The 17,991-nt window shown below is 40.3% G+C and carries 16 protein-coding genes and 1 riboswitch; of the genes, 15 read left to right on the top strand and 1 reads right to left on the bottom strand.

Annotated elements, in window-relative coordinates; translation table 11 throughout:
* Positions 1-281 precede the first annotated feature (281 nt).
* From B7697_RS01825 to pheT, 8 genes are all read left to right on the top strand, one after another.
* Complete coding sequence (locus tag B7697_RS01825; RefSeq protein ID WP_084950050.1) at positions 282-1,964, top strand: ABC transporter ATP-binding protein; 1,683 nt, start codon at positions 282-284, stop codon at positions 1,962-1,964.
* Entirely contained in the window at positions 1,949-2,779 is an 831-nt protein-coding gene (locus tag B7697_RS01820) for an energy-coupling factor transporter transmembrane component T family protein (protein WP_084950049.1), read from the top strand. Before B7697_RS01825 ends, B7697_RS01820 begins: the two co-directional genes overlap by 16 nt.
* Positions 2,780-2,971: 192 nt before the next feature.
* Positions 2,972-3,475: a tRNA (cytidine(34)-2'-O)-methyltransferase gene (locus tag B7697_RS01815; RefSeq protein WP_084950046.1), complete on the top strand. Its 504-nt coding sequence runs from the start codon at positions 2,972-2,974 to the stop codon at positions 3,473-3,475.
* Between the two features lie 65 nt (positions 3,476-3,540).
* Positions 3,541-3,775: riboswitch (FMN riboswitch) on the top strand.
* A gap of 163 nt (positions 3,776-3,938) precedes the next feature.
* Complete coding sequence (locus B7697_RS01810) at positions 3,939-4,502, top strand: ECF transporter S component (RefSeq protein ID WP_000185823.1); 564 nt, start codon at positions 3,939-3,941, stop codon at positions 4,500-4,502.
* Positions 4,492-5,142, top strand: coding sequence for a phosphatase PAP2 family protein (locus B7697_RS01805; RefSeq protein ID WP_084950044.1), 651 nt, complete (start codon positions 4,492-4,494; stop codon positions 5,140-5,142). Before B7697_RS01810 ends, B7697_RS01805 begins: the two co-directional genes overlap by 11 nt.
* 27 nt (positions 5,143-5,169) lie before the next feature.
* The gene (locus tag B7697_RS01800) at positions 5,170-5,589 is read left to right on the top strand and encodes a chromosome partitioning protein ParB (RefSeq protein WP_084950042.1); all 420 of its coding nucleotides are present in this window, start codon (positions 5,170-5,172) and stop codon (positions 5,587-5,589) included.
* Between the two features lie 312 nt (positions 5,590-5,901).
* Positions 5,902-6,948, top strand: a complete 1,047-nt coding sequence (gene pheS, locus B7697_RS01795) for a phenylalanine--tRNA ligase subunit alpha (protein WP_049524320.1) — start codon at positions 5,902-5,904, stop codon at positions 6,946-6,948.
* A gap of 120 nt (positions 6,949-7,068) precedes the next feature.
* Positions 7,069-9,474: a phenylalanine--tRNA ligase subunit beta gene (pheT, locus tag B7697_RS01790; RefSeq protein WP_084950040.1), complete on the top strand. Its 2,406-nt coding sequence runs from the start codon at positions 7,069-7,071 to the stop codon at positions 9,472-9,474.
* On the opposite strand, the gene B7697_RS09465 is transcribed toward pheT, so the two are convergent.
* Positions 9,471-9,593: a hypothetical protein gene (locus B7697_RS09465; RefSeq protein WP_275655547.1), complete on the bottom strand. Its 123-nt coding sequence runs from the start codon at positions 9,591-9,593 to the stop codon at positions 9,471-9,473. The two genes, pheT and B7697_RS09465, sit on opposite strands and share 4 nt — an antisense overlap.
* Before the next feature lie 105 nt (positions 9,594-9,698).
* On the opposite strand from B7697_RS09465, the gene B7697_RS01785 reads away from it, so the two are divergent.
* From B7697_RS01785 to B7697_RS01750, 7 genes are all read left to right on the top strand, one after another.
* Positions 9,699-10,592, top strand: coding sequence for an ABC transporter ATP-binding protein (locus B7697_RS01785; protein ID WP_084950038.1), 894 nt, complete (start codon positions 9,699-9,701; stop codon positions 10,590-10,592).
* Positions 10,589-11,788 (top strand): ABC transporter permease, encoded by a 1,200-nt coding sequence (locus tag B7697_RS01780; protein WP_084950036.1) that lies wholly within the window; start codon positions 10,589-10,591, stop codon positions 11,786-11,788. Before B7697_RS01785 ends, B7697_RS01780 begins: the two co-directional genes overlap by 4 nt.
* Positions 11,789-12,002: 214 nt before the next feature.
* The gene (gene rplM / locus B7697_RS01775; RefSeq protein WP_001044624.1) at positions 12,003-12,449 is read left to right on the top strand and encodes a 50S ribosomal protein L13; all 447 of its coding nucleotides are present in this window, start codon (positions 12,003-12,005) and stop codon (positions 12,447-12,449) included.
* Between the two features lie 18 nt (positions 12,450-12,467).
* Positions 12,468-12,860, top strand: a complete 393-nt coding sequence (gene rpsI / locus B7697_RS01770) for a 30S ribosomal protein S9 (RefSeq protein WP_000075964.1) — start codon at positions 12,468-12,470, stop codon at positions 12,858-12,860.
* Between the two features lie 526 nt (positions 12,861-13,386).
* A complete protein-coding gene (locus B7697_RS01765) occupies positions 13,387-13,536 on the top strand; it encodes a hypothetical protein (RefSeq protein WP_192851458.1) in 150 nt (49 codons plus the stop codon).
* 366 nt (positions 13,537-13,902) lie between these two features.
* Complete coding sequence (locus B7697_RS01755; RefSeq protein WP_084950032.1) at positions 13,903-16,116, top strand: glycoside hydrolase family 31 protein; 2,214 nt, start codon at positions 13,903-13,905, stop codon at positions 16,114-16,116.
* Between the two features lie 401 nt (positions 16,117-16,517).
* Positions 16,518-17,990, top strand: coding sequence for a peptide MFS transporter (locus tag B7697_RS01750; RefSeq protein WP_192851457.1), 1,473 nt, complete (start codon positions 16,518-16,520; stop codon positions 17,988-17,990).
* Position 17,991 lies beyond the last annotated feature (1 nt).

Below are 17,991 nucleotides of genomic sequence, written 5' to 3'. Positions count from 1 at the left end.
TAAAGGCAAAGGCTGGGCAACCAGTCTTTTTCGATGTTTATAGACTAGTCAGGCAAGCAAGCTATGATAGGACTCTTTTTGACGCTAAGATTTTACGAGAAGAGACTGCAAGAAGGGCTTGATTTATGATAAAATAGAAGTCTAATACTCTGCGAAAATCTAATTCAAACCGCGTCAGCTCTATCTGCAACCTCAAAACAGTGTTTTGAGCAACCTACAGCTAGCTTCTTGGTTTGCTCTTTGATTTTCATTGAGTAGAAGAAGCGAATGAAGAGAGTAAGATGAAAGAAGCTATAATTGAGTGGAAGGGTTTCTCTTTCCAGTATGAAACGCAACAAGAACCGACCTTGCAAGGAGTGGACTTAACCATTTACAAGGGAGAGAAAGTCTTAATTGTTGGGCCATCTGGGTCAGGTAAGTCTACCTTGGGTCAGTGTTTGAATGGGATTATTCCCAATATTTACAAGGGTCAGACGTCTGGAGAATTTTTGATTAAGGGGCAAGCAGCCTTTGATATGAGTATCTATGATAAATCTCATCTGGTTAGCACGGTTTTGCAGGATACAGATGGGCAGTTTATCGGTTTATCCGTGGCAGAGGATTTGGCTTTTGCTCTAGAAAATGATGTAACAAGTTTAGAAGAGATGAAAAGCCGTGTTCATAAATGGTCTGAAAAGCTGGACCTTCTTTCTTTACTGTCTCAGCGTCCTCAGGATTTGTCAGGTGGACAAAAGCAGCGAGTCAGTCTGGCTGGTGTCTTGATTGATGAGAGTCCGATTCTTTTGTTTGATGAGCCACTCGCCAATCTGGATCCCAAGTCAGGTCAGGATATTATCGAATTGATTGATCAGATTCATAAGGAGGAGGGGACGACGACACTTATTATCGAGCACCGTTTGGAGGACGTTCTGCATCGTCCTGTGGATCGGATTGTCTTGATAAACGATGGTCGTATCCTCTTTAATGGGAGCCCTGACCAGCTACTGGCGACTGATCTATTGACCCAAAATGGAATTCGAGAACCCCTTTATCTAACCACTCTCCGTCAATTGGGTGTGGATTTAAAGAAGGAAGAACAATTAGCAAATTTGGACAACTTGTCTATCTCAAAAGGCCAGGTTCAGTTGCAGAATGAACTGGCAAAAGAGACGCCAGATTTGCAGTCACTCTTTAAATTAGAGGATCTGTCTTTTTCTTATGATGATAGACCGATTTTAAAATCCATTTATTTAGATATTAAAAAGGGTGAAAAGATTGCTATTGTCGGGAAAAATGGGGCTGGGAAGTCAACTCTAGCCAAGGCCATAAGTAGCTTTATCCAGACAGAAGGTTCTTATCTTTGGGAAGGCCAGGATATCAAGGGAGATTCTGTTGCAGAGCGGGCGGAACGAGTAGGCTATGTGCTGCAAAATCCTAATCAAATGATTTCAACCAATATGATTTTTGATGAGGTGGCTCTGGGACTTCGTTTGCGAGGTGTGGAAGAGCAGGAAATTGAAACGAGAGTCTATGAAACTTTGAAAATCTGTGGTCTCTATGAATTCCGTAATTGGCCGATTTCTGCCCTGTCATTTGGTCAGAAAAAACGTGTGACTATTGCATCGATTTTGGTCTTAGGGGCTGAAATTATCCTCTTAGATGAACCGACAGCAGGTCAAGACCAGAAGAACTATACTGAGATTATGGAATTTCTTGAAGAACTGCATCAAAAAGGGCATACCATTGTCATGATTACCCATGATATGCAATTGATGCTGGATTATTCAGACCGAGTCCTTGTCATGGTGGATGGGGAACTGATTGCAGATACCGATCCAGCTAGTCTGTTGAGCAATCCTGGGCTGTTAGTAAAAGCTAATCTAAAAGAAACTTCAATCTTTAACTTGGCCAAGAAACTAGACGTGGATCCACTTGCTTTAACGGCATTTTACAAAGAAAGGAGAGAAGGATGCAAGCAAAATTAATCGGTTACCAGCATAGAGATACTGTGATTCATCGCTTGTCAGGAGCTGGGAAACTCCTCTTTTTCATTCTCGTGTCATTGGCTGCCATGATTAGCTATGATACCAGACTGCTTGTTCTGATTGCCATCTTTTCGGTCTTTCTCCTCTATTTGTCAGAAATCCGTTTTAAAGATGTTTCCTTTGTGGCCGTTTTTGCGACGGTATTTGCCGTTTTAAACGTCTTGATGGTCTATCTCTTTTCTCCCGAGTATGGGGTTGGACTTTACGGAGAGAGGAGTGTGATTTGGCAGGGAATCGGTGCCTACACTCTGACCAGCCAAGAACTCTTTTATCTGCTAAATCTGGCCATTAAGTACCTTTGCACTATTCCTCTGGCTATTATCTTTTTGATGACAACCCATCCTAGTCAGTTTGCTTCCAGTTTAAATCAAATTGGTGTGCCCTACAAGATTGCCTATTCTGTCAGCCTGACCTTGCGTTATATTCCAGATTTGCAGGAAGAATTCTTTACGATCAAGATGTCTCAGGAGGCGCGTGGGATGGAATTATCCAAGAAAGCTTCTCTTATGCAACGAATCAAAGGCAATCTGCGCATTATCACGCCTTTGATTTTTAGCTCGCTAGAACGCATTGATACCATCGCGACCGCCATGGAGCTTCGCCGTTTTGGAAAAGAGAAAAAGCGGACTTGGTATAGTTACCAGGCCTTGAAAAAAGGAGATTATCTTACCTTGCTCTTGGCAGCTGTGTTTTTAGTAGCTAGTTTATTACTTATCTTGCAGAATCAGGGACGATTTTACAACCCTTGGAAATAGCTTGAAAAAATTGAAAAAATCAAGTCGTTTCTATTGACAATGATTCTGAAAGTGTTATACTAAGAAAGTAGTTTCGCTGATTTACTTCAAACCTGTTGTGAGGTAAGTTAACGATGCCTTAACCACGCTGTTTGCTGAGCTTGACTCCGGGCAGTGTGGCTATTTTTTTGCAATGGTGAAAGGAAGCAAGTCATGACAAATCACATTGTATTATTTGAACCTCAAATTCCACAAAATACAGGCAATATCGCGCGTACTTGCGCTGCGACCAATTCTCCCCTCCACATCATCAAGCCTATGGGCTTTCCTATCGATGACCGTAAGATGAAGCGTGCTGGATTGGATTATTGGGATAAGCTAGAGATTTATTTTTACGACAGTTTAGAAGATTTCATGTCTCAGATGAAGGGAAAACTCTATCTAATTTCAAAATTTGCTGAGAAAGTGTATTCTGAGGTGGATTTATCGACTGACGAGGACCATTATTTTCTCTTTGGACGTGAAGACAAGGGCTTGCCAGAGGACTTTATGCGAGAACATCCTGAGAAAGCTCTCCGTATTCCCATGAATGATGAACACGTCCGCAGTCTCAATGTGTCGAATACTGTCTGCATGATTGTCTATGAAGCTCTCCGCCAGCAGAACTTTGCAGGTCTTGAGCTCGTCCATACCTATGAAGCAGATAAATTGAAATAAAAAATGAAAATGAAAATGAAAATGAACAAAATGCTTGCGCTTGCAAGCGTTTTTTGTTATGATAAAAGAGTCTTCAGGGCAGGGTGTGATTCCCGACCGGCGGTGACTTTAACTAGGAAATGATCTTTTCCTTTTATACTTTGTTGACAAGCTTTGCCTAACCAGAAGTTATGCCTACAGCTTGTCGCCTAGTCTAAAAGAAAAATCTCTATTTCCTTCTCTTTAAAGAAGTCCGCGAGCGTAAGCTGATGTGGTGCGATTCCACAACCGACAGTATAGTCTGGATGGGAGAAGACGAAAGAATAGCTTTGTCTGTTCTGATAGATTTATAGCTAAACTGTAACCGCTTGCTTAAATTTCCTTAATAGAGTGAGAGGGAACTTTTGGGATATAAAAAGTGAGAATAGATAGAGGAATCCTTTCTAACTTCTTCTGATTTTATAGAAAATTGGAGGAACCTGTTATGACAAACACACGTCGACTTTCGACCATTGCGATTTTATCAGCCATCTCATTTGTGCTGATGTACTTTGACTTTCCGCTTTTGCCAGCGGCGTCCTTCCTCAAGATCGAATTTAGTATCTTGCCAGTCCTTGTGGGCTTGGTGGTCATGGATTTGCCTGCTGCTCTAGGAATTCTCTTGCTTCGCTCACTCTTGAAATTGCTTCTTAACAGCCAGGGAGTGAATACTTACATTGGTTTGCCAATGAATATCGTAGCTTTGGGAGTTTTTGTCATCGTATTTGCTTTGATTTGGAAAAAGGAACGGACAACCCTTCGTTTCCTACTAGGCTCTCTAGCTGGGACTATTGGTTTAACCGTGGCTATGTTGGTTCTCAACTATGTTTACGCTGTTCCTCTGTACGCTAAGTTTGCTAACTTTGATATTGGAAAAATTTTGGGACTTTCCAACTACCTAATGACCATGGTATTACCTTTTAACTTGATTGAGGGTGTAATCTTTTCCGTTTCATTCTGGTTGTTGTATGTTCTCTTGAAACCAACCTTAAAACATTATGAGAGATAAACAAACATTTTTAATGAAGGGCAGTTTTGCCCTTTTACTTTTCGTTATTCTTGGCTACATGGTCAAATTTTACCCTGAAACGCTGGTCGGTTTTGACCAACCGATACAGACTGCCGTTCGAGGAGACTTGCCAGATTACTTGACTATTCTTTTCCGAGCCATCACACGCCTGATTGATATCCCAGTGATTATCACTTGGGTTGTCATCGTAGCCTTTATCTTTTATCGTAAGCGGTGGAAGATAGAAAGTTTCTTCATGCTAGGGAATTTGGCTTTGGCTGGTCTTTTAATCGTGACCTTTAAAAATATCTACCAGCGCCCACGACCAGCTATTTTACACTTGGTTGAGGAGAAGGGATTTTCCTTCCCAAGCGGCCATTCTCTGGCTGTAACCTTGCTGGTCGGTTCTCTGATTGTCATTCTCAGTCAACGGATTAAAAATCCAGTCTGGAGAAAAATCGTGCAAATCGTCCTTGGTCTCTACCTAGTCAGTGTGCTGGTATCAAGGGTCTATCTGGGAGTTCACTATCCATCAGATGTCCTTGCCAGTCTCTGTGTGGGCTTGGGAGTCCTGTTTATCGAGTTTCCCTTCTATGACAAGCTCCGATTCCAATGGCGATTTAAAGGCAAGCAGAAGTGAGTATCAAATTCCTTTGAGGAGAAAGAAATGAAAGTCAATATAGCAGATCTTCATCCGACTCAACTATACTTATCAGAAAAGAAGTTGCAAGATATTCAGATGCTTTACCAGTCGGCAGAAACAATCCAAGTCGATCCAATCAGTATTCTTGCCTTTGGAAATTGCTTGTTGATTACAGATGGACATCACAGGGCTTATCAGGCTTTATTGGCAGGTCGGGATACGATTTCTGCTGAGTGGGATAGAGATGGTGGTGATGAACTATATCATCTCTATGCGCAAGCTTGTGAGGAAAGAATGATTTACTCTGTTCTGGATTTAAAAAATCATATCTTAGCTCAAGATGAGTATGAAGCAAAATGGTATAACTGGTGTGATGGTTTTAATCAAGCAGCAACTATTTTGTTGAAAAGGAAAGCAGATGAAACAGGCCCTACAAATAGGTAGTGTATTGTGTCTTGTTCCTTTTTATACTGAAATTAGTTTAATCTAACTTGTTTTTTAACTAAAAATCTGATAAACTAAGTAGTAATTGAATAGGAATCCGCAAGACTAGTAACTCAAGGGAAGTATATCAGGGAGGAGAGCCGTGACTGCAAGCTCTCTATATGAAAGCTGGGTGAATTCACTTGCGCATGGATTTAGAAATGAAGGTCTGACTTGTCAGATGAAAACGGATGGTACCGCGTGTCAACGCTCCGAGTGGAGTTTTTGGCATGTGGTTTTCTTTTTATCTGATAAGCGACTGATGGAGGAATTATGTCAACTATTGAAGAACAATTAAAAGCGCTTCGCGAAGAAACGCTGGCTAGCTTGAAGCAGATTTCTGCTGAAAATGAAAAAGAGATGCAAGATTTGCGTGTCTCTGTCTTAGGGAAAAAGGGTTCGCTTACGGAGATTCTTAAAGGAATGAAGGATGTATCCGCTGAGATGCGTCCAATTATCGGGAAACACGTCAATGAAGCTCGTGATGTCTTGACAGCTGCTTTTGAAGAAACAGCTAAGCTCTTGGAAGAAAAGAAAGTTGCAGCTCAACTTGCTAGCGAGAGCATCGATGTGACACTTCCAGGTCGTCCAGTTGCGACTGGTCATCGTCACGTTTTGACACAAACAAGTGAAGAAATCGAAGATATCTTCATCGGTATGGGGTATCAAGTCGTGGATGGTTTTGAGGTGGAGCAAGACTACTATAACTTTGAACGTATGAACCTTCCAAAAGACCACCCAGCCCGTGATATGCAGGACACTTTCTATATCACTGAAGAAATCTTGCTCCGTACACACACGTCTCCAGTTCAGGCGCGTGCTATGGATGCCCATGATTTCTCTAAAGGTCCTTTGAAAATGATCTCACCAGGGCGTGTGTTCCGTCGTGACACAGACGATGCGACCCACAGTCACCAATTCCACCAAATCGAAGGTTTGGTTGTTGGGAAAAATATCTCTATGGCAGATCTTCAAGGAACCCTTCAGTTGATTGTGCAAAAAATGTTCGGTGAAGAGCGTCAGATCCGTCTGCGTCCATCTTACTTCCCATTCACAGAGCCATCTGTTGAGGTGGATGTTTCTTGCTTCAAGTGTGGTGGAGAAGGATGTAACGTATGTAAGAAAACTGGTTGGATTGAAATCATGGGGGCCGGTATGGTTCACCCACGTGTTCTCGAAATGAGTGGTATCGATGCGACTGTTTACTCTGGATTTGCCTTTGGTCTTGGACAAGAGCGTGTAGCTATGCTCCGTTACGGAATCAACGATATCCGTGGATTCTACCAAGGAGATGTCCGCTTCTCAGAACAGTTTAAATAAGATTGAAACCTGAAACACAGTCCTAGTTAGCTACTCTTGACGAGAAATGGTGAGGACTGACTCGAAGAAAAAGAAAGGAATTGAAAAGGTCTTACTTGGTGGGACCTTACAATCAGAATTATGCTTGTATCTTATAAATGGTTAAAAGAATTGGTGGACATTGATGTGCCATCACAAGAGTTGGCTGAGAAAATGTCAACTACAGGGATCGAGGTAGAAGGTGTCGAATCACCGGCTACTGGTCTCTCAAAAATTGTCGTCGGTGAGGTCTTGTCTTGTGAAGATGTGCCAGAAACTCACCTTCATGTTTGTCAGGTTAACGTTGGCGAAGAAAAAGTCCGTCAAATCGTCTGTGGTGCCCCAAATGTGCGTGCTGGTATCAAGGTTATGGTGGCTCTTCCAGGAGCTCGCATCGCTGACAATTACAAGATCAAAAAAGGGAAAATCCGCGGTCTTGAGTCACTTGGGATGATCTGTTCGCTTGGCGAATTGGGAATTTCTGACTCAGTTGTGCCAAAGGAATTCGCAGATGGCATCCAAATCTTGCCAGAAAATGCCGTTCCAGGTGAGGAAGTCTTCTCATATCTAGACTTGGATGATGAAATCATCGAACTTTCTATCACACCCAACCGTGCGGATGCTCTTTCTATGCGTGGGGTAGCTCACGAAATAGCAGCCATCTATGACAAGGCGGTCAACTTTAAAGAATTTACTCTTTCAGAAACTGATCAAGCTGCAGCAGATGCTCTTTCTGTGGGCATTGAGACAGACAAGGCACCTTACTATGCAGCTCGTATCTTGGACAATGTGACTATCGCACCAAGTCCACAATGGTTGCAAAACCTTCTTATGAATGAAGGTATCCGTCCTATTAACAACGTAGTAGATGTGACCAACTACATCCTTCTCTACTTTGGTCAGCCTATGCATGCCTTTGACTTGGATACCTTTGAAGGGACTGACATCCGTGTACGTGAAGCGCGTGCTGGTGAAAAATTGGTGACCTTGGATGGTGAAGAACGTGACTTGGACGTGAATGACTTAGTTATCACTGTCGCAGACAAGCCAGTAGCCCTTGCAGGTGTCATGGGCGGTCAAGCAACAGAAATCTCTGAGAAATCTAGTTGTGTCGTCCTTGAAGCGGCTGTTTTCAATGGCAAATCTATCCGTAAGACCAGCGGTCGTCTTAACCTTCGTTCTGAGTCATCTTCTCGCTTTGAAAAAGGCATCAATGTGGCAACAGTCAATGAAGCCCTTGATGCGGCAGCTAGCATGATTGCAGAGCTTGCAGGTGCGACGGTACGTAAAGGTATCGTTTTAGCGGGTGAGCTTGATACCTCTGATGTGGAAGTTTCTTCAACTCTTGCTGATGTTAACCGTGTCCTCGGAACTGATCTTTCTTATGCTGATGTAGAAGACGTCTTCCGTCGTCTTGGCTTTGGTCTTTCTGGAAATGCAGACAGCTTTACAGTCAGCGTACCACGTCGTCGTTGGGATATCACCATCGAAGCGGACCTCTTTGAAGAAATCGCTCGTATCTATGGATATGACCGCTTGCCAACCAGCCTTCCAAAAGACGATGGGACAGCTGGTGAATTGACTGCGACACAAAAACTCCGCCGTCAAGTTCGTACGATTGCTGAAGGAGCAGGTTTGACAGAAATCATCACCTATGCTCTAACAACTCCTGAAAAAGCAGTTGAGTTTACGGCTCAACCAAGCAACCTTACGGAACTTATGTGGCCAATGACAGTGGATCGTTCTGTCCTCCGTCAAAATATGATTTCTGGTATCCTTGATACAGTTGCTTACAATGTGGCTCGTAAGAACAAAAACTTGGCCCTTTACGAGATTGGAAAAGTATTTGAACAAACAGGTAATCCAAAAGAAGAACTTCCAAATGAAATCAACAGCTTTGCCTTTGCCTTGACAGGCTTGGTTGCTGAAAAAGATTTCCAAACAGCAGCAGTTCCAGTTGATTTCTTCTATGCTAAGGGAATCCTAGAAGCATTATTTACTCGCTTGGGACTCCAAGTAACTTATACAGCTACAGCTGAAATTGCTAGCCTTCATCCAGGTCGTACAGCTATGATTTCACTCGGTGACCAAGTTCTTGGTTTCCTTGGCCAAGTGCATCCAGTCACTGCTAAGGCTTACGATATTCCAGAAACGTATGTAGCTGAGCTCAACCTTTCAGCCATCGAAGCTGCCCTTCAACCAGCTGCTCCATTTGTGGAAATCACCAAATTCCCAGCAGTCAGCCGTGACGTTGCACTCCTTCTCAAGGAAGAAGTGACCCACCAAGAAGTTGTGGACACTATCCAAGCTGCCGGCGTGAAACGTTTGACAGATATCAAACTCTTTGACGTCTTCTCAGGCGAGAAATTGGGACTAGGTATGAAGTCAATGGCTTATAGCTTGACTTTCCAAAATCCAGAAGATAGCTTAACGGACGAAGAAGTCGCACGCTATATGGAAAAAATTCAAGCTTCTCTCGAAGAAAAAGTCAATGCAGAAGTGCGTTAAATCATCAATCCATCCTTTGGGGTGGATTTTTGCTTTTCAAATAACAATTCAGGGTCAAAAATGGACAGTTGAGGAACAGAGAAGATAAATTGGAGTTTAGCAGTGTATAATGTACTCATAACTCAAAGCACCCTATAAAATGAGGATGATAAAAATAGACATAAACCATTGTAAAGGCTATCAAAAAGGAGTATAATGGGTGCAAGAAATTTCGGAGGTGAAAGATGCTAGAAGTAAGAAGTCTAGAGAAAAGTTTTGGATCCAAGCAAGTTTTGTTTGGTATTGACTTTCAAGCAAGACCAGGTCGTATTTTGGGACTAGTCGGGAAAAATGGTGCTGGGAAGACAACGATTTTCCACAGTATTTTGAAGTTTTTAGAATATCAAGGAGAAATTAGTCTGGATAATCAGGATATTCGACAAGAGACCTACGCTCGGATTGGCTATCTGCCTGAAGAACGCAGCCTCATGCCTAAATTGACAGTCCTTGAACAAGTTCGTTACTTGGCGACTCTAAAAGGTATGGATGCCAAGGAGATCAAGGAAAAACTCCCTCAATGGATGAAGAGGTTGGAAGTGAAAGGGAAGCTGACTGATAAAATCAAGAGTCTGTCAAAAGGAAATCAGCAGAAGATTCAGCTCATTATTACTCTGATTCATGAACCAGACTTGATTATCTTGGATGAGCCTTTTAGTGGATTGGACCCAGTCAATACAGAATTGCTCAAACAAGTTATTTTTCAAGAAAAAGAACGTGGGGCAACCATTATCTTTTCTGACCATGTCATGACCAATGTTGAGGAACTTTGTGATGATACTCTGATGATTCGAGATGGTCGTGTGGTCTTGTATGGACCAGTTCAGGATGTCCGCAATCAATACGGGAAAACGCGTCTCTTTGTTTCAAGTGAACGAAGTAAGGAAGAATTGGAAAACCTTCCTCATGTCAAACAGGTGAGCTTGACTAAACAAGGTAGTTGGAAATTAATCCTAGATGATGAGAGTGCTGGAAGAGAACTCTTCCCAATCTTGACTCAAGGGCAATATATCGCAACCTTTGATCAACAAGCGCCAACAATCGATGAAATCTTTAAACTAGAATCAGGGGTGGAAGTATGAGAAATATGTGGGTTGTAATGAAGGAAACCTATCTTCGACATGTCAAATCGTGGAGTTTCTTCTTTATGGTGATTTCGCCGTTCCTCTTTTTAGCCTTATCTGTAGGAATTGGCTATCTCCAAGGATCTTCTATGGCTCAGAGTGGCAAGATAGCAGTAGTCAGCACTGTTCCAGCTGTGACAGACAGTCTTAAATCTACCAATGGTCTCAATTTTGATTATCAGGATGAAGCCAGTGCCCAAGCTGCTATCAAGGATGAAAAATTAAAAGGCTATCTGACCATTGACCAAGAGGATAGTGTCTTGAAGGCAGTTTATCACGGTGAAACTTCCCTTGAGATTGCTATTAAGCTAGGAGTAACGAGCAAGTTAAATGAGCTTCAAGATCAACTCAATCGTTCGGCAGCCAATTTGTCACAAGAACAGGAAAAACGCTTGGGACAAACAGTTAACTTTACGGAGAAAATTGATGAATCCAAGGAAAATAAAAAAATGATTCAAACCTTTGCGGCCGCAGGGCTTGGTTTCTTCCTTTATATGATTTTGATTACCTATGCTAGTGTCACTGCTCAGGAAGTGGCTAGCGAGAAAGGAACCAAAATTATGGAGGTGGTCTTCTCTAGTATCCGTGCTAGTCATTATTTCTACGCTCGCATGCTGGCTCTGCTTCTTGTGATTTTGACCCATATTGGCATTTACGTCGTGGGTGGAATTGCTGCCATTCTTCTCTTTAAAGACCTACCAATCTTGGCACAATCTGGTATTTTAAACCATATAGGAGAGGCTTTCTCGCTCAACACCTTATTGTTTGTCTTGGTTAGCCTCTTTATGTACGTTGTTTTAGCAGCCTTCCTAGGTTCTATGGTTTCTCGTCCTGAGGATGCAGGAAAAGCCTTGTCGCCTTTGATGATTTTGATTATAGGTGGTTTTTTTGGAGTGACAGCTCTAGGTGCAGCTGGTGACAATCTCATCTTGAAGATTGGTTCATATATTCCCTTTATTTCGACTTTCTTCATGCCGTTTAGAGCTATTAATGGTTATGCAAATGGGTTAGAAGCATGGATTTCGCTTGCTATTACAGTGATTTTTGCAGTGGTAGCAACAGGATTTATCGGACGCATGTATGCCAGCCTAGTCCTTCAAACGGATGATTTAGGGATTTGGAAAACCTTTAGACGTGCCTTATCTTATAAATAGAAGAGCCTCGCGAAAGCGAGGTTTTTAGAGATAAAAAGAGTGGAATTCAGAAAAATATTTTTCATATCTATTGACTTTTAGGGGTGAAATTTGGTATTATAGTAGGCGGTATTGTTTACCCCATTTGAAAGGCCCCGGAACCTTCCAAATACTTTTCGATGGGAAGGAACACCCATCACCGTAAACAAAAATCGAACTATATATAGGAGAAATCATGAACAAAACAACATTTATGGCTAAACCAGGCCAAGTTGAACGTAAATGGTATGTAGTTGACGCAACTGATGTACCACTTGGACGTCTTTCTGCAGTAGTTGCTAGCGTACTTCGCGGAAAAAACAAACCAACATTTACACCACACACTGATACAGGTGACTTTGTGATTGTTATCAATGCTGAAAAAGTTAAATTGACTGGTAAAAAAGCAACTGATAAAATCTACTACACTCACTCAAACCACCCAGGTGGATTGAAACAAATCTCTGCAGGTGAACTTCGTTCTAAAAATGCAGTACGTTTGATCGAGAAATCAGTTAAAGGTATGCTTCCACACAATACTCTTGGACGCGCTCAAGGTATGAAGTTGAAAGTATTTGTTGGAGCTGAGCACACTCACGCTGCACAACAACCAGAAGTTCTTGACATTTCAGGACTTATCTAAGGAAAGGAACAATAAAGTATGTCACAAGCACAATATGCAGGTACTGGACGTCGTAAAAACGCTGTTGCACGCGTTCGCCTTGTTCCAGGAACTGGTAAAATCACTGTTAACAAAAAAGATGTTGAAGAGTACATCCCACACGCTGACCTTCGTCTTGTCATCAACCAACCATTTGCAGTTACTTCAACTGCAGGTTCATACGACGTTTTCGTTAACGTTGTAGGTGGTGGATACGCTGGTCAATCAGGAGCTATCCGTCACGGTATCGCTCGTGCCCTTCTTCAAGTAGACCCAGACTTCCGCGATTCATTGAAACGCGCAGGACTTCTTACACGTGATTCACGTAAAGTTGAACGTAAGAAACCAGGTCTTAAGAAAGCTCGTAAAGCATCACAATTTAGTAAACGTTAATTCGAAAGAATTACTATACTTACAAAGAGCACCTTTCGGGGTGTTCTTTTTTGTACTTTCTTGCTAAATTGGTGCAATTGATACAGTTGTTGCGACTTTAGTCGCTTACAAATGTGGCTGCAACCTGACGAAGTCAGTTGCCTCAAAACGTTAATCAATACTATACTATCAACGTTTCAAATCACTCGAAAGTTTACCTTATTGTTTCTTTTTATATTCTTAAGAAATCAAAAGCAATATAAGTTGTCAGCTCTTTATTGTAAAAACATTAATTGGCATTCTAGTATTATCTTCAGTCTAAAATCAGTATTTTGAGTTGTACGAAATCAGTTTTTGAATTTTGTCTAGTCTTACTTCATTTTCCCCTGAAGTTAAGTTTTTACTCAGAATCATTAGTTAAAAAAGGAAAAAGAACGAGTTTTATATTTGGATTTGAAGTTTATAAAATTTTTAAAAGCTACAGAGAAACATGGTATAATGTAATTAAAGGAGGTAGCATATATCCTTAGATATAGATAAAGAAAAGATGACAATCATGGGAGTAGCTTTTGAAAACCGATACGTTTTTAAGAGTGTTTGGTATGCTTTAAGTACAAATATGATTGAAGGATGGCGACCTACGCTTAGTGATGTTGAAAAATTACGAGATGAAGCTCTTGCTCTGGGGATGGCTTAATGAAACTTAAATGTTAGGATTCTTATGACTATATTGATCCAGATAATTTATATACCTATCCGGGTTCTTCAGTTCTAAGAAATAAGCAGGAAGAACGAGATGAGCAAAAAGCATGTGAACTTGAATATCGTATGGTAGCAAGTAAGAGTTTGAAATTATTTATCAATCCTATCTTAGAAAAGTTGAAAAGGGATAACTCTTTAATAAACTCTTGGTTTGTTAAAAGATATTTTGTCCACTACATTTTTTCAATTGACTATTATTTGTCATAGATATAACAGATAGAACATTGCATTCAGAATAACGAAAAACGCATCAAAAATGGTGCGTTCTGTTTTTATGCTACCATAAAAGGAGGGAAACAAATTGAAAATTTTTAAGGGAGAGTTTTATCGAATCTCTGTATTAACAGACAAGTTAGTAAGGTTAGAATACTCTCAAACTGGAAGTTTTGAGGATAGGACGACACAACTTATCTATAATAGAGATTTTGGCCAAGTTTCGTTAGATTCTATTGAGACATCAAACGTACTAGATATTATGACGAACTATTTTCATTTGCACTTTAATAAAGGAGAATTTAACGCCGAAAATTTATTTATAGAATTAAAAGGAAATTTTGCCGTATATGGTAGTCGCTGGTATTTTGGTGAATCTATTGAAACGTTAAAAGGAACAGCTCGAACTCTGGATAAGGCAGATGGAGCAATCTCGTTAGAAGATGGAATTATTAGCCGAAATGGTATAGCTTTATTGGATGATTCTCAAGGATTTATTTGGGATGAACAGTCTGGTTATATTGAGAGAGAAAATCAAATTGACCTCTATTTCTTTGCCTATGGGCATGATTATAGAGGAGCAATCAGAGACTTTTACCATTTGACTGGTTCAACCCCCTTGTTGCCAAGATATGCTTTAGGGAATTGGTGGAGTAGATATTGGCCTTATACGTCGGATGAATACTTGGATTTAATAGACAGATTTGAAACAGAGAAAATTCCATTATCTATCGGTGTGTTAGATATGGATTGGCATATAACTGATATTCCAGCCCGTTTTGGAAGTGGCTGGACAGGATATAGTTGGAATAGAAACTTAATACCTAATCCAGAACAGTTATTGAAACAACTTCATGATAGGAAGTTAAAACTTTCCTTAAATGTCCATCCTGCTGATGGTATACGGGCTTATGAAGAAGCTTATCCTCGAGTTGCCAAACGATTGGGGTTAAATGTAGAATTAGAGGAACCTGCTATTTTTGATTTTTTTAATCCCTCTTTTAGGGAAGCCTACTTTAAAGATGTTCATTATGAGCTAGAAAAGCAGGGAGTAGATTTTTGGTGGATTGACTGGCAACAGGGGACTCAAGGCATGTTGGATCCACTGTGGCTTTTAAACCATTATCACTATCAGGATAGTTGTAAAAATGCAGAAGGGGGGTTGATTTTATCAAGATATGCAGGGCCGGGTAGTCACCGATACCCTGTTGGTTTTTCAGGGGATACTATAATTAGTTGGAATTCCTTAAGATTTCAACCTTATTTTACAGCGACAGCATCAAATATCGGTTATAGTTGGTGGAGCCATGATATCGGTGGGCACATGCTGGGGGATTATGACGAAGAGCTACAAACCAGATGGCTACAGTTTGGCGTTTTTAGTCCGATTACTCGATTACATAGTTCTAGAAGTCCCTTCAATAGTAAAGAACCTTGGTTTTTTTCAGAAACAACATCTAAGATTATGAAGAAATACCTTCGTTTGAGACATCAGATGATTCCCTATCTATATACTATGAATGTAAAGACACACGAGGAAGGTGCCCCATTAATCAGCCCAATGTATTATTTCTACCCAGAGAATGATGAGAGCTATAATGTTCCAAACCAATACTTTTTTGGAACAGAACTGATGGTTGCTCCCATTGTAGAAAAGATGGATTTGGCATTTCAATCTGCAAAAGTAGATGTATGGTTCCCTGAAGGTGAGTGGTATGACTTCTTTTCAGAGAAAAAATACACAGGTGGAGTGAAGTTAAGTGTTTATAGAGACATTTCGACTATTCCTGTGTTTGCAAAAAGTGGTGCAATCATTCCTTTGGTTGGTTCTGAGATAGATATGGGTGTTGATTTACCTGAAATTGTAGATTGGTATGTATTCCCAGGAAAACAACATTCTTTTGAAATGATTGAAGATCAAAATGGTCAAAGATATAAAACAAGATTATCAATCGACTGGGAAATGGGAATGGTAGAGTTAGCATTACAAGGAGATTCTAGTATCGTTCCAAGTAATAGAAAGCATAGAATTCATTTTAAAGGAACGAATGTGTCTATGATTGAATTGCCAAATAAGAATGATACAGCTAGATTTGAATGTAAAGATAATAAAAGGCTATCCCTAAATGATGAAGTTTTTAGACTACTAAAGACGGCTTCTCTTCCATATGAATTAAAAGATAGATTGTTAAATCAATTCATCAATGCGAAAAATTCTCATGAGTTAATGAATATCTTGCATCATCAGGATAAGGAATTGAGAGGGCGTTTGTTGGAAAAGATATTTACTAGCGAAAATTAATTGAGAAATTTCGTACACAATTTCTATTATTTAATTACTAATTATTTATTTTTGAATGTGTAACAGTTTTACATCTCTATGCTTATTGGCTTGTATTTTAGTAATTACAAGTTTGGCATAGGGATTTTTTTGTTCATTGAAGAGGAGAGGATATGATAAGTATGTTTCAAGGTTTGGAACATTTTTAAACTAAACAAGAGCAAATTTTTAAAGGTGATTTCTCAAAGTAACTTCCACTTGCCTGACCGAAGTGGAAGTTAGTCTGAAATGGATTTTTATGATGGAATTAAGTATGAGACGTGTGATTTTTTCAGAAAATTTTCTAAAACAAACAGGATTTGTTTGACATTTGTTTGAAAATTCTGTAAAATGAATTATTATATCGTTAAAGGAGAATATATATGGAAAAACAGAAAACATTTTTTGGACATCCTATGGGCTTGTCCACCCTCTTCTTTACAGAGATGTGGGAACGCTTTTCTTACTATGGGATGCGAGCTATCCTACTTTACTATATGTACTATAGTGTGCAAGATGGTGGATTGGGGATGGAGAAGACCACAGCTGCATCGGTTATGGCTATTTATGGCTCGCTGGTATTTTTGTCCTCGGTTATCGGTGGTTTTGTCAGTGACCGTATTTTAGGAAGCCGTAAGACTGTCTTTTACGGTGGGATTCTGATTATGCTAGGGCATATTGCTTTGGCAACACCTTTTGGACAAGTGGCTCTCTATCTTTCTATTGCCTTGATTATCTTTGGAACTGGATTTTTAAAACCTAATATCTCAGATATGGTGGGGGGAATTTATGAGAAAGAGGATGATAGACGGGATGCAGGTTTTAGTATCTTTGTCTTTGGTATTAACTTAGGTGCCTTCGTTGCCCCTTATCTAGTGGGTTATCTAGGTCAGGAAGTCAATTTCCATCTAGGATTCTCATTAGCTGCCATTGGGATGTTCTTTGGTTTGGTGAAGTATGTTTTGGATGGGAAGAAATATCTGCCTGAATCAAGTCTTTACCCCACTGATCCACTTTCACAGAAGGACCAGCAGACCTTGATTAAACGCTTGCTGATTGCACTTGTCGTAGTTACTCTCGTGGTTATAGGTTTAGTCTTTACTCACCAGTTTAATGTGGATATGATTGTTAATATCTTTACAGTGATTGCTGTAATTATTCCAATCTACTATTTCTTCAAGATTTTATCTAGTCAGAAAATAACTGCCACTGAGAGATCCCGAGTATTTGCTTACATTCCTCTATTTATCGCTGGAGTACTCTTCTGGTCTATTGAGGAACAGGGATCTGTTGTTCTAGCTCTATTTGCGGATGATCAAACTCGACTTTACTTTAATGTATTTGGGACTCAGATTCATTTCCCATCTAGCTTTTTCCAAAGTATCAATCCCCTTTTCATTATGATTTATGTGCCGATTTTTGCGTGGTTGTGGGGGAAAATGGGTAAAAAGCAACCATCCTCTTCTAAGAAATTTGCTTACGGTTTATTTGCGGCAGGTTTATCCTTCTTGTGGATGATGTTACCAGGGATGCTCTTTGGGACAGATGTTAAGGTCAGTCCTCTCTGGTTGATTATGAGTTGGGCTATTGTGATTGTGGGTGAAATGCTGATTTCGCCGATTGGTCTATCAGTCACTACTAAGTTAGCACCAAAATCCTTCCAAGCACAAATGATGTCTATCTGGTTCTTGAGTAATGCAGCTGCCCAAGCTATCAATGCTCAAATTGTAAAATTTTATACAAGCGAAACTGAAGTTGCTTACTATGGAATTGTTGGAGGAATTACGATTGTATTCAGTATTATCTTACTCTTCTACGTTCCACGTATTGAAAAACTAATGTCTGGTATCAAATAGA

Source organism: Streptococcus mitis (assembly GCF_002096895.1).
GTDB lineage: Bacteria > Bacillota > Bacilli > Lactobacillales > Streptococcaceae > Streptococcus > Streptococcus mitis_AH.
Note: the sequence above shows the minus strand (reverse complement) of the source record. Positions and strands in the feature narration are given on the sequence as shown.